8 protein-coding genes and 12 tRNA genes are annotated in these 13,034 nt (G+C 45.0%); 9 read left to right on the top strand and 11 right to left on the bottom strand.

From position 1 onward, the window contains the following. Nucleotides 1-69 precede the first annotated feature (69 nt). The 10 genes from L5L97_RS07745 to L5L97_RS07700 form a co-directional block, all read right to left on the bottom strand. A complete protein-coding gene (locus L5L97_RS07745) occupies nt 70-1,467 on the bottom strand; it encodes a TRAP transporter large permease (protein ID WP_028761090.1) in 1,398 nt (465 codons plus the stop codon). After that, nucleotides 1,467-2,123, bottom strand: a complete 657-nt coding sequence (locus tag L5L97_RS07740; RefSeq protein WP_173497702.1) for a TRAP transporter small permease — start codon at nt 2,121-2,123, stop codon at nt 1,467-1,469. The genes L5L97_RS07745 and L5L97_RS07740 overlap by 1 nt, the downstream gene beginning before the upstream one ends. Before the next feature lie 59 nt (nt 2,124-2,182). Then, the gene (locus L5L97_RS07735; protein WP_173497703.1) at nt 2,183-3,202 is read right to left on the bottom strand and encodes a TRAP transporter substrate-binding protein; all 1,020 of its coding nucleotides are present in this window, start codon (nt 3,200-3,202) and stop codon (nt 2,183-2,185) included. 467 nt (nt 3,203-3,669) lie between these two features. After that, on the bottom strand, nt 3,670-3,900 hold the full coding sequence (locus L5L97_RS07730; protein ID WP_105252063.1) for a hypothetical protein: 231 nt from the start codon (nt 3,898-3,900) through the stop codon (nt 3,670-3,672). 166 nt (nt 3,901-4,066) lie between these two features. Next, a tRNA-Val gene (locus L5L97_RS07725) sits at nt 4,067-4,142 on the bottom strand. A gap of 28 nt (nt 4,143-4,170) precedes the next feature. After that, nucleotides 4,171-4,246, bottom strand: a tRNA-Val gene (locus L5L97_RS07720). Between the two features lie 28 nt (nt 4,247-4,274). Further along, nucleotides 4,275-4,350 (bottom strand) — tRNA-Val (locus tag L5L97_RS07715). Nucleotides 4,351-4,398: 48 nt separating this feature from the next. Next, nucleotides 4,399-4,474, bottom strand: a tRNA-Val gene (locus L5L97_RS07710). Nucleotides 4,475-4,511: 37 nt separating this feature from the next. After that, nucleotides 4,512-4,587, bottom strand: a tRNA-Val gene (locus tag L5L97_RS07705). 44 nt (nt 4,588-4,631) lie between these two features. Further along, nucleotides 4,632-4,707 (bottom strand) — tRNA-Val (locus L5L97_RS07700). 608 nt (nt 4,708-5,315) lie between these two features. Between L5L97_RS07700 and gltX the strand changes: the two genes are divergently transcribed. From gltX to L5L97_RS07665, 7 genes are all read left to right on the top strand, one after another. Continuing rightward, on the top strand, nt 5,316-6,725 hold the full coding sequence (gene gltX, locus L5L97_RS07695) for a glutamate--tRNA ligase (RefSeq protein WP_105252064.1): 1,410 nt from the start codon (nt 5,316-5,318) through the stop codon (nt 6,723-6,725). Nucleotides 6,726-6,830: 105 nt separating this feature from the next. After that, nucleotides 6,831-6,906 (top strand) — tRNA-Ala (locus L5L97_RS07690). A gap of 63 nt (nt 6,907-6,969) precedes the next feature. Continuing rightward, nucleotides 6,970-7,045, top strand: a tRNA-Glu gene (locus tag L5L97_RS07685). 104 nt (nt 7,046-7,149) lie between these two features. Beyond that, a tRNA-Ala gene (locus tag L5L97_RS07680) sits at nt 7,150-7,225 on the top strand. Nucleotides 7,226-7,355: 130 nt separating this feature from the next. Beyond that, nucleotides 7,356-7,431: transfer RNA gene (locus L5L97_RS07675), tRNA-Glu, on the top strand. A gap of 118 nt (nt 7,432-7,549) precedes the next feature. Continuing rightward, a tRNA-Glu gene (locus L5L97_RS07670) sits at nt 7,550-7,625 on the top strand. Between the two features lie 131 nt (nt 7,626-7,756). Beyond that, nucleotides 7,757-7,832 (top strand) — tRNA-Glu (locus L5L97_RS07665). A 576-nt stretch (nt 7,833-8,408) separates the two neighbouring features. On the opposite strand, the gene L5L97_RS07660 is transcribed toward L5L97_RS07665, so the two are convergent. After that, nucleotides 8,409-10,238: an ABC transporter ATP-binding protein gene (locus L5L97_RS07660; RefSeq protein WP_263181584.1), complete on the bottom strand. Its 1,830-nt coding sequence runs from the start codon at nt 10,236-10,238 to the stop codon at nt 8,409-8,411. Nucleotides 10,239-10,673: 435 nt separating this feature from the next. Between L5L97_RS07660 and L5L97_RS07655 the strand changes: the two genes are divergently transcribed. Then, a complete protein-coding gene (locus tag L5L97_RS07655; RefSeq protein WP_263181583.1) occupies nt 10,674-12,365 on the top strand; it encodes a DNA-3-methyladenine glycosylase 2 family protein in 1,692 nt (563 codons plus the stop codon). Nucleotides 12,366-12,468: 103 nt separating this feature from the next. Beyond that, nucleotides 12,469-13,026, top strand: a complete 558-nt coding sequence (locus L5L97_RS07650; RefSeq protein WP_263181582.1) for a methylated-DNA--[protein]-cysteine S-methyltransferase — start codon at nt 12,469-12,471, stop codon at nt 13,024-13,026. Nucleotides 13,027-13,034: the final 8 nt, after the last annotated feature.

Genomic DNA, 13,034 nt, shown 5'->3' with positions numbered 1-13,034 from the left:
CGAGCCTGACTAGGCTCGCTTAAAATCTATCTGTAATCAAGGGGTAATCTCACAACCTTGAATTGCAGACTAATATCCACGCATCGAATCCAACCATTCAGGTAAGAAGAGTGAAATCTGTGGTACATAAGTAATCAGGGCTAAGAAGGCTAGCATCACGAGTAACCAAGGCAGAACCGACTGAATCACCCAACCAATACTGCGCCCCGTGATCCCCGCGGTGACAAAGAGATTGAGTCCCACCGGCGGCGTTAGCATACCGATCTCCATGTTCACGACCATTATGATACCTAAGTGGATAGGATCTATGCCTAATTGCGTTGCAATAGGGAACAGAATTGGCGCCATAATGAGTACAATTGCCGATGGCTCCATAAAGTTACCGGCAGCAAGCAACAGTAAGTTAACGATGATCAGGAATCCCCAGGCGGGTAAACCCATGCTAACAATATACTCAGCAATAATGTGAGGGATACGTTCTGTGGTTAATACATGCGCAAATAGCATAGCGTTAGCTATGATAAACAGCAGCATGATACTGACCTTGGCACCATCGCGCACAACATGACGTATGTCTTTGTCGATAGGCGTTTTAATCAGTCCTAAGAACATATGGCCTAAGTTACGCGCAGTTGCTTTGGCTAAGTTTTCACCTTGATTACGCCATGCCACGTCTTTTAATGGCCCGATATCACGGTAGCCAAATACCGCAATAAGGTAAGCATATACACAAGCCACAGCTGATGCTTCGGTTGGGCTAGCGACGCCACCATAGATAGAGCCTAATACGATAAAGATGAGTGCTAATCCACCCATAGCCTTGGCACTTGAAATCCCCAGTTGTTTAACGCCAGGAAAAGGACGTGAGGGCAAGTTTTTAAAGCGGGCAACGATATAAATGACGATCATCAATATAAATCCCATCATTAAACCTGGGATTAAGCCTGCCATAAACATTTTTGCAGCCGACACTTCAGTTGCTGCGGCATACACTAACATGACGATTGAAGGTGGGATCAAAATCCCGAGAGTGCCAGAGGTCGTGATCACGCCTGCAGCAAATTTTTCGGGATAACCTGCTTTTACCATGCCGACTATGACGATAGAACCAATTGCCGCAACAGTCGCAGGAGATGATCCAGAAACTGCAGCAAACAGCATACATGCCATAACGGATGCCATTGCTAATCCACCACGGACATGTCCAATACTGTCCATGGCAAAATCGATAATCCGTCTAGCAACACCACCCGTTGATAGGAAGGCGGATGACAGAATAAAGAAGGGGATTGCGAGTAAAGTGTAATGCTCTGATGAAGACTCATACAGCTTGAGTGCAACTGAAGCTAAGGAGTCATTCGAGAACAATAAAATCGTCAGCATGCTGGAAAAACCTAATGCGATAGCGATAGGCATACCGAGAAACATACATACGAATAGGGCGGTAAATAGGGTTGCAATAGCCATTATTTAGCCTCCTTTTGGTCAGAGACTGGATCTACTTTAGCGTTTTTAGCGCTCTCATCGATTAAATGCATACTTTCTTTCGCTTCATCGGCAAATTGGAAGCCTGAGACTTGGTCACGCAGAATGGCGATAAAGAGTTCGACGAAACGCCAAGTCAACATAAAAAAGCCAATGATTAAAATACTTTGAGATAACCAAATCGGTATTGCGCCATCTTCAATATCGATTTTTAAAGTGTTCCAAGCAAAATCTGGATCGAGGCTTTTTAATATAAATTGTGGGAAATGTATGTCTTCCATAGGCAAACCGATTTGATACATCTGGCTTAAGTAATCCCAACTGCCTTTTAAAAAGAGTCCGCAATAGACGATACAAACAAAGGCGGTAATAAGAGATACTATCTTTTTAGCCTTTGGCGCTAAATTTTTAACAAACGCATCGACACCAATATGGGCACCGACTTTAACCCCATAGGACATACCAAATAACACAAACCAACCGCAAAAGGTTAATGTAAGTTCTTGGATCCAAAGAAAACCCGTGTTGAAGAAGAAGCGAGCGACGACTTCTGAAAACACTAACAGCGTCATCAGAGTGATCAATAAATTGAGCACACCTTCTTCAATATAACCAAATATTCGCGATATCACAGCCATAATCCCCTCGCTGAAATGGTCGCCTAAGCTCGGTTGAGCTTAGGCGACTATCATCATTATTATTTATTTGCAGCTACAGCAGCATCAATCACATCTTTACCGATTTGATCTTCAAACTTAGCCCAAACAGGTTTCATTACCTCAACCCATTTTTGACGTTCAGCAGGAGACAGAGTCACTAACTGTGAACGTTTAGAATCAAGGATTAACTTTTTGTCTTCATTGTCTTTTTCAGCGGCAATCTTGTTACCTAATGCGATAGATTCGTCTAAAGCTTCTTTGATGATCTTACGTTTGTCAGCAGGTAGACCTTTCCAGAAAGTGTCAGAGGTCACGACCATATAGTCGAGAACACCGTGATTACTTTCAGTGATTTGGCTTTGCACTTCATAGAACTTTTGTGAATAAGTATTTGACCAAGTGTTTTCTTGACCATCGATAGCGCGGGTTTGAAGTAGGGTAAATACTTCAGAGAAAGGTTTTTTCACAGGGATTGCACCAACAGCATCAAACTGGGCTGCTAGAACATCAGATGCCATAACGCGGAATTTTAAGCCTTTTGCATCAGCAGGATTTTTAAGTGGTGTATTAGAGGAGAACTGTTTCATACCATTGTGTAAATAACCCAGACCGACAATCCCTTTACGGCTCATGGAGTTCAGTAATGTTTGACCAGCTTCACCTTGTTGGAAACGGTTCACGGCATCCATATCATTGAATAGGAAAGGTAAATCGAATATTTGTAGACGTTTAGTGTAGCGCTCAAACTTTGAGAGTGAAGGCGCGACAAATTGTACGTCGTTTAACAGCAGTGCCGCTAGTTCGTTGTTATCCCCAAATAACTGTGAGCTAGGAAATACACTGACTTTGTATTCACCTGGTAAACGTTGTTCAACGAGTTCTTTAAATTTAAGTGCCATTTGGCCTTTAGGTGTGTTTTCTGCCACTACGTGTGAAAACTTAATTTCAATCGGTTCTGCAAATACGTTAAAACTGGTCGCAAATACGGAGGCAACAGCGAGCATTTTGACTAAGGTTTTGAGTGGACGGGTCAATCCAGTTTGTTGATTCAATATCATCTTGAGTTCCTTTTTCTGTTGTTAGGATTTGTCCTCAGTCTTGGTTAGTTTGTTACCAAGTTTGAGTAGGAATACAGCCTTGATTTCCCTGAGGTCTGTCTTACTAAAGGCAAATACCACGCCAACTTACACTGGCTTCTGTAAGTGTTTGGTTACTAAAGTGTAGTTCATTTGATATTTGTCACACTTTTAGTTTGGTGGGTGAGATCTCGCTCACAGTGATTTTGTGTTTGGGTGGAAACCCACCCATAGTGAAGTTCGGCCCCAAATTGACGGCTCTTGTCGTTGCAGATAAATTAAACAAACTTAGTTATTTTGAGATCAAAAAAAGCCGTAAAAGTATGCGATATAACGACAAATATTGTGGTGGGTTGCTTTAGGAGAAGAAGTGTAGGTGAGATGTGAAGTCTATGGAGGTTAAGTCGATAGCTATCGTAGTCAATCAAGACACAATTCATTTGATGCTGTTAGTCATCCTCTAAAAGAATACGTTTAAGGATAGCATCGCTAGGTAACAAGGCTAAATGGCCTTGTTCATCAAAGTACCAACCGGTAATAAAGCCTTTTTGGCGCATGCTGACGAGATTATGCATGACTTCCCGCGCTTCTTTTAGAGCCGTTTGCTCATCGCAGGCGTGGGTATGCTTTAAATAAGTGGCAATATTGGCAAGAGAAGCGGATTGACTGACGCTGGCCATAATGTTGATCTCCAAAAATGCTAAAGCAGAATGAAATCAGGCTGAGTGTCGATAGTCTTAGTATTTAACGAAGTATAAAATGCCGAACAGCATAATTTATCACTCGCTGATTGAGATCAAGCATAGTTGAGTAAGCGCGTGGGTAAAGTTTATTGGGGGAGATTTATGGTGGTCGCTACTGGGCTCGAACCAGTGACCCCCTCCTTGTAAGGGAGGTGCTCTCCCAGCTGAGCTAAGCGACCTGGGATATAACGTGTGTGTTGCAGAATATGGTGGTCGCTACTGGGCTCGAACCAGTGACCCCCTCCTTGTAAGGGAGGTGCTCTCCCAGCTGAGCTAAGCGACCTGGGATATAACATGTGTGTTTCAGAATATGGTGGTCGCTACTGGGCTCGAACCAGTGACCCCCTCCTTGTAAGGGAGGTGCTCTCCCAGCTGAGCTAAGCGACCTGGGCATTCTTAAATTACACATTTTTTAAGTCATTCTTCACTAAATAATGGTGGTCGCTACTGGGCTCGAACCAGTGACCCCCTCCTTGTAAGGGAGGTGCTCTCCCAGCTGAGCTAAGCGACCTGGGAATGACTTTTACACATTAATACATTAAGTTATATGGTGGTCGCTACTGGGCTCGAACCAGTGACCCCCTCCTTGTAAGGGAGGTGCTCTCCCAGCTGAGCTAAGCGACCTGGGATATAACATTTTGTATGCCATAATTTCTTTGTAGAAAATATGGTGGTCGATACTGGGCTCGAACCAGTGACCCCCTCCTTGTAAGGGAGGTGCTCTCCCAGCTGAGCTAATCGACCTCGCTGTGTGGAGCCGTATTATAGGGAGGTTCGATCTAGTGTCAACGCTTTTTAGTGAAAAAAGCATTGGTCGCGCTATTTTTGTCCACATTGGCTTAATGCTAATCACGCCGCCGATCAAAGTGTTATTTAATTCGCCAGTCAATGGTACGTAATTTGGACGCTCGCGATTAAATACGAGTTGAACTCATCCCATTCACCGGACTTTTTTGTGGTAAAAGTGCTGAGGAAGTGAGTGATTTATAAAAATTAGCGCACTAACAGCATGAGTGCATTGATAGTGTATAGATGCGCGTGTTCGATGGCGCAGATATTTATAGTCGAAGGAATATAGGTGTAGAGATTTAGGGGTTGGAATATAAAGCCTGAAAAATCTTCTCAAGTGTTAGCATTCATCAATGGTGGTGATAGCAATAGTGCCACCTTTATATATCGCTTTATATTGGCTTCCCTATAAAAGGGAGGGATTCGCGACACGATTTAACCAGATAAGTGATACTGTGAAGCTTGTCCCATTTGCAGCGCCTGCTTTGACTGTTAGAATAAGCCCACTTTTTTTATCGTGATTGTCTTTATCTAGACGACTTTATATAGGTTAGTGTCCCATTATGACAACTAAGACGCGTTTTGCCCCTAGTCCTACCGGTTTCTTGCATGTTGGTGGTGCCCGTACTGCACTTTATTCTTGGTTACAAGCCCGTGCCAATAACGGTGAGTTTGTATTACGTATTGAAGACACTGATATTGAGCGTTCGACTCAAGCCGCTTGCGATGCGATTTTAGAAGGCATGAACTGGCTAGGTTTGACATGGGACGAGGGCCCATATTACCAAACTAAGCGTTTTGACCGTTATAACGAAATCATTGCTCAAATGTTAGAAAAGGGCACAGCGTATAAATGTTACTGTTCACGTGAGCGAATCGATGCCTTAAGAGAATCACAGGCCGCTAACGGTGAAGCACAAAAGTATGATGGTTGCTGTCGCGACTTACCCGCTCGCGAGACTGATGAACCATTTGTGGTGCGTTTTAAAAATCCAATCGGTGGTTCAGTGGTATTTGATGACCATGTTCGTGGTCGGATTGAATTTTCTAACGATGCATTAGATGACTTGATCATCGCCCGTACCGACGGCGTGCCAACTTATAACTTCTGTGTGGTGGTTGACGATTGGGATATGGGGATCACTTGTGTGGTGCGTGGTGAAGATCATATCAACAATACCCCGCGTCAAATCAACATTCTTAAAGCATTAGGGGCGCCGATCCCAGAATATGCACACGTATCTATGATTCTAGGTGATGACGGCGCTAAGTTGTCCAAGCGCCATGGCGCTGTTAGCGTAATGCAGTACCGTGACGATGGCTATTTACCAGAAGCACTGCTGAACTATTTAGTGCGTTTAGGTTGGTCACATGGCGACCAAGAGATTTTCTCATTAGAAGAAATGAAGCAATTCTTTAAGTTGAGTGACATCAACAAAGCCGCTTCTGCTTTTAATACCGATAAACTGGTGTGGTTGAACCAACATTATATAAAGAGCCTAGATCCAGAATATGTGGCAACACACTTACAATGGCACATGGACGATCAAAAAATTGATCTGTCAAATGGCCCAGCATTAGCTGAAGTGGTCACTGCATTAGCTGAGCGCGCTAAGACTCTAAAAGAGTTAGCCGCATCTAGCCGCTATTTCTATGAAGATTTTGCTGAGTTTGATGAAGCACAGGCGAAAAAGCATTTACGCGGTGTTGCGTTAGAGCCATTGCAACTGGTGCAACAGAAATTATCAGCATTAACTGAGTGGACAGCTGAAGCTATTCATCAGGCAATTGAAGATACTGCGACTGAATTAGATGTGGGTATGGGTAAGGTCGGTATGCCTTTACGTGTTGCAGTAACAGGGGCAGGGCAGTCTCCAGGCTTAGATATCACACTATTTTTAATTGGAAGAAGCCGTTCTGAGCAAAGAATATCCAAAGCGATTGAATTTGTAGCAGATAGAATAAATTCCTAAAAAAACGAGTTGACACTTTTAGGTGCGCTGCATAGAATGCGCCACGCAGTTGAGACACAGTCGAGCAAATGCTTGCAGTGCACTTAAATGTAGTTCGATAGGTTTGGGGTTATAGCTCAGCTGGGAGAGCGCTTGCATGGCATGCAAGAGGTCCACGGTTCGATCCCGTGTAGCTCCACCAAACTTACCGTAGATGTTAAACGTGAACCTTTTCTAGTGAAAAGTTCAAATTAATATGTCCAGGGTCCCCTTCGTCTAGAGGCCTAGGACACCGCCCTTTCACGGCGGTAACAGGGGTTCGAATCCCCTAGGGGATACCAAATATTGGTTCCTAGCAAATAACTAACGTGTTGTTTGGTAAGAACAAAATCTAAATTTCTGCTGATACATATACTGCTAAAGTTAGCTGTGTTGACAAAAATTTGGGGCTATAGCTCAGCTGGGAGAGCGCTTGCATGGCATGCAAGAGGTCCACGGTTCGATCCCGTGTAGCTCCACCAATTTACTGCCTTATTAAGCAGAAACGAAAGTTTAAATTAATACACCCAAGGCACACTTCGCTACTTAGAAGAGTGCCTATGAGACCGTAGATGTTAAACGGGAACGTTAAGTTCAAATTAATATGTCCGGGTCCCCTTCGTCTAGAGGCCTAGGACACCGCCCTTTCACGGCGGTAACAGGGGTTCGAATCCCCTAGGGGATACCACATTTTGGTTCCTAGCAAATAACTAACGTGTTGTTTGGTAAGAACAAGGCATTTRCTTCCTAGCCTACTGAAGTGAATGTGTTACAAAGCTCGGTTACGAGTTAAAWCATAAGTCCGGGTCCCCTTCGTCTAGAGGCCTAGGACACCGCCCTTTCACGGCGGTAACAGGGGTTCGAATCCCCTAGGGGATACCATCTATATTTTATAGAGAGTKGTTCCTAGCAAATAACTAACGWGTTGTTTGGTAAGAACRAGRCATTTRCTTCCTAGCCTACTGAAGTGAATGTGTTACAAAGCTCGGTTACGAGTTAAAWCATAAGTCCGGGTCCCCTTCGTCTAGAGGCCTAGGACACCGCCCTTTCACGGCGGTAACAGGGGTTCGAATCCCCTAGGGGATACCAATTTTAATCAAGGTTTATCGAAACTTTGGTTAAAGACAATAAACCACCTCAAGGTGGTTTTTTTGTGTCTAAATTTTGAGTATTAAATTGAGATCTCCCCGATTCATTTATGAGTCATACGCCCCGAGTTATTTGCCGAATTTACCCAACAATTCAAACCATCCACATTAAGATAAATAATGCTTCGAGAGGCTTACTTAGTGTGGTGAAGTCATTCTGTTCAATCGTGTGATAAAGATTATCGAAGCGTTTTCCTGCTTAACCTTGCGCTAACCCATGGCCCAAACTCACCTTTCAGATTGTTCAGTGTGTTGGTACTTTGAATGCAGCTACTTTCAATACTGATAAGTTGAATCGTTAATCGCGATTTATCTCATGCTTCCAATCGTTCAACGAGTAAAGTTTGAAGTGAACTGTTCTTACGGTAGCTATTGTAATAGCTGAATAGCGTATCGTTGCGGTGAATATGCGGGCGAGTGTAAGAGTGAAGCTTTGTAGAAGTAGGCGGAAACTTATTTGAGATAAAAAAGGCGACACTCACTGCTGAGTGTCGCCTTTCGTCATCTTACCTTTGGCTTAGTCTACACCTAAGAATCCACCGGTTTGGTGGGCCCATAATTGAGCATAAATACCGCCTGCGGCGATGAGTTCATGGTGCGTGCCTTGCTCAACGACTCGGCCTTGATCTAATACAATTAACCTGTCCATCGCGGCAATAGTAGAAAGTCGATGGGCAATCGCGATCACTGTCTTGCCTTGCATTAATTCATACAAACTTTCTTGGATTGCAGCTTCGACTTCGGAATCTAGCGCAGATGTGGCTTCATCAAGCAGTAAAATGGGCGCATTTTTCAATAAAACCCGCGCGATGGCGATACGCTGTCTTTGGCCACCAGAGAGTTTTACGCCGCGTTCACCCACTTGGGCATCTAAGCCATGATTACCGTTAGGATCACTGAGTTCCTGAATAAAGTCATAGGCTTGAGCTTGTTTAATCGCGCGATCAAGTTGCTCTTCACTGGCACTGGGATTGCCGTAAAGAATATTCTCGCGGATGGTGCGGTGCAAGAGGGAGGTATCTTGGGTCACCATGCCAATTTGCGAACGCAGTGAATCTTGCATAACCATCTTGATGTCTTGGTCGTCAATATTAATCTGACCTTTTTCAACATCGTAGAATCGCATTAGTAGATTCACTAGGGTCGATTTACCCGCGCCAGAACGCCCCACTAAGCCAACTTTTTCACCTGCTTTAATATTCAAATTCAGATCTTCAATCACGCCAGTCTGCTCACCGTAATGGAAACACACTTGGTTGAAATCAATCTTGCCATGATTGACGACCAGCGCCTTGGCGTTTGGCTCATCTTGGATGATCGTTGTTTTCGATAAGGTGTTCATTCCATCGGTAACCGTGCCGATATTTTCGAATAACGAACTGATTTCCCACATTATCCACTGTGACATGCCGTTTAAGCGCAGCGCTAAACTGACCGCAATGGCGATGGCGCCGACCGTGATTGCGCTATCGGTCCATAGGGCTATCGATACTGCTGCAATACTAAAGGCCAACAGATAGTTGATGATTTGCACGCTTACGCTGATGCCCGTCACTAAGCGCATTTGGCGATAAACCGTGTCTAAAAATATCCGCATACTGGATTTGGCGTATTCGGCTTCTTTCTGTGTGTGAGCGAATAGCTTCACTGTGGTGATGTTGGTATAGCTGTCGACGATACGGCCTGTCATGGTTGAGCGCGCATCGGCTTGCTCGGTAGAGACACTTTTTAGTCTAGGCACAAAGTACCATTGCAGACCAACATATAGTGCAAGCCAGACGAGCATAGGTATGACTAAGCGCAGATCAGCGCTGGCAATCATCACCAGCATAGAGGTGAAATACACTAAAATGTATACCAACACATCGAGCAATTTCATCACAGTTTCGCGCACGGCTAAGGATGTTTGCATCACTTTCGTGGCGATTCTGCCCGCAAAATCATCTTGATAAAACGATACACTTTGTTTCAGCAAATAACGGTGGGCGAGCCAGCGGATCGACATAGGATAATTGCCGAGCAAGGTTTGATGCATGATAAGCGCATGCAGTAATACCAATATTGGCATCACAATTATCACCATTCCTCCCATCAGCATTAAGGTCGTGCCTTCGTCTTGGAATAAGGTTTCGGGATTTTTTTTCACCAGCCAATCTACTAATTGGCCCATGAATCCGAACAGTGACACTTCAAGCATGGCCAGCATGGCGGTCAGCACTGACATTAAGATCAGCGGCAGTTCGTAGCCCTTAGTGTAGTGGCGACAAAAAGCATAAACCCCTGCGGGTGGTTTAGTGGGTTCATCATCGGGTAGGGCTTCAACCCAGGATTCAAATCGTTTAAACATGAATTAACTCTATGGTGAGATAAAAAATAGTCGGCTCTAGCATATACCCAAACAACCTGAAGATGCAGGATTCAGCGGGAATTTAACGCACTTTAGGCAAGGCGGTTATTTGCAGACCTAGTGGACTAAGTTCAAAATAACCAACACAGCATAAAGTGCGTTAAAACCCGCCGGGACGGAGCGCCTAGGGCACTTCACTTCCGTGTTGCATCAATTCAAAAGGTGGCCGACATTCTGTCATTGATACGCCTTGAATTGAAGCACCCTAGGCGCTCTGAAACTCGTATCTTCAGGTCGCTTGGGTATATAAGATTTCATGCCCTAAAAGCATTGAAATGATTGAGTTCCGTTTTCCGCTAGTGCTATATGCTAGTTTTACGTAAAGTAATGAACAAGAAATTAATTGTGAGCGAATATTGTTGGGCGTGATGAAAAATGAGTACAGATAGAGCGTCTGAGAGTGCAAATAAGCGTGATGAAATAGATTTGGTGCATTCGCTGGAGTCCAGTTCGGGGCAACTTTCTGCGTCCATTTGCCGTGAAGCGAGGATGAGCCGCGATCCGAGGTTTGATGGTAAGTTTTTTGTGGGCGTATTAACGACGGGCATTTATTGCCGAACTGTGTGTCCTGCTGTGGCACCAAAAGAGCAAAATGTGCGTTATTTTGATTCGGCCATTAAAGCCGCGCAGGCGGGATTACGCCCATGTTTACGTTGTCGGCCCGACAGTGCGCCGGGATCGAATCCTTGGAAGGGGACTGGCACAACGTTAGCGAGGGCCATTAGCTTAATCGAAGCGGGCGCCTTAGCGGGAAAATCATCGGGAGAGCCAGCTTCGACAGTAACACAATTGGCTGACCGATTAGGGATCAGCAGTCGTTATCTCAATAAGCTCTTTACCGAAGGCTTTGGCACTTCGCCAAAACAATATGCCTTATATCGGCAATTACTATTTGCTAAACAATTATTGCACCAAACCCAATTACCTATCACTCAAGTCGCGATGGCGGCGGGTTTCAATAGTATTCGCCGTTTCAATGAGGCGTTTAAGCAAACCTTGCAATTGACGCCGACCCAGTTAAGAAAAAGTGCATTAACTAAAGTCGCAAAGGAGTCCATGATTGAGCCATCAACAGGATTAGGTGAGATTGATACTATGGGTGAATTTGTGCCGCACTATGGATTAACCTTGTATCAGTATTATCGGCCGCCATTGGATTGGGCATCACAGCTGGCGTTTTATCGCTTACGTGCGGTAACAGGGATGGAATGGTTCACGCCGCAAATGAGTCATCCACAAGCGAGCAATGTCGTTGGCGATGAGGCGTCCGTGGTCGATGAGGCCAAAGCTGGCGATAATGGGCTCGAATATGGTCGCTGTTTTGCCCTAGGTAAGATGCGCGGCACAGTGCACATTATCCATGAGCCTAAGCTAAATCGCTTCAAACTCGCGATAATGTTGACCGAAGATTCCCCTGTCGATGAGCTGCAATTGCTAGTCACTGAAGTGCGGCGCATGTTAGACCTCGATGCGGATATGCTGCTGATTGAACAAGGCTTAAGTGCGCTACCAAGTTTAGGATTAACACCGTTTTCGGGATTACGCATTCCCGGTGCAGGCTCCTTATTTGAGGCGGCCTGCCGTGCGATTTTAGGCCAGCAAGTGACGGTAGTGCAGGCGACTAAGCTACTTAATCAATTGGTTGAAGCCTATGGCGAGCGCTTTAGTCTCAATGGTTGCGAGTATCGTTTATTTCCTACACCCGAGGCCATTCGTGAGGCGAGTCTAACAGAGCTAAAAATGCCCGGCGCTCGTAAATTAGCCCTCAATGCGCTCGCGGCGTTTATCTGCGATCATCCTGAGGCGAGTGTCGATGATTGGCTCAGCGTTAAGGGCATAGGTCCTTGGACAATCGCGTATGCTAAGCTCCGCGGTTTGGGCGATCCCAATGTGTTTTTGGATACCGATTTGATTGTTAAAAAGCATTTGCTGGCCTTGTATGGCAAGACCCATAGGCTGGATGAAGCCGCTGTGGGTACAGTCAACTACCCGAAGCTGTGTCAGCAGCTGAGTCAAGAAATCGCGCCTTGGGGCAGTTATTTAACTTTTCAGCTTTGGCATCAATAACCATCAAGCCGCCTCACATTTAACTGCTAGTTTAAAAAGATGATTTAGCGTTAAGTTAAGAGCCAATTTAGAACCAAATTTAGAGCAAACAAAGAGACAGATTATGAAACATGCGATTCGTCAATTGAGCCAAGCGCCGAGTATTGCTGCGTATCAGCCTTGTGCCGTAGATACTTTTATGAGTCCTGCCGGAATATTGCAGTTAAATGCCAATGCCTATGGGCTGAGTCATTTAACGGTTGTCGGCTCGGATCGCACTGAGATTGCGCTTGCTAAGGTGAGTGAGGATGCCCTCAATCAAGCTAAGGCGCATATTCGTGAAACTCAGGCGCAGCTTGCGGATTACTTTGCGGGTGAGCGCGTTGAATTTGATTTAAAGCTCGCGCCCAATGGCACTGAATTTCAGCGTGAAGTTTGGCAAGCTTTGCTCAATGTCGATTATGGTCAGAGCTGCAGCTATGGGCAGATTGCCGAGCAAATTGGTCGGCCTAAGGCGGTGCGCGCCGTGGGCGCTGCCAATGGTGCCAATCCCATTGCGATTATCGTGCCTTGCCATAGAGTGATAGGCAAAAATGGCAAGTTAACGGGTTACGCCTATGGGCTTGCGATGAAACAGCAGTTATTAACGCTGGAAACTGCCAAGCATTGCCTCGATATTTAAGCTAGAAT

The organism is Shewanella sp. SM71 (genome assembly GCF_025653905.1).
Classification (GTDB): Bacteria; Pseudomonadota; Gammaproteobacteria; order Enterobacterales; family Shewanellaceae; genus Shewanella; species Shewanella oncorhynchi.
The sequence above is the reverse complement of the archived record's forward strand: the minus strand, read 5'-3'. Positions and strand labels throughout refer to the sequence as shown.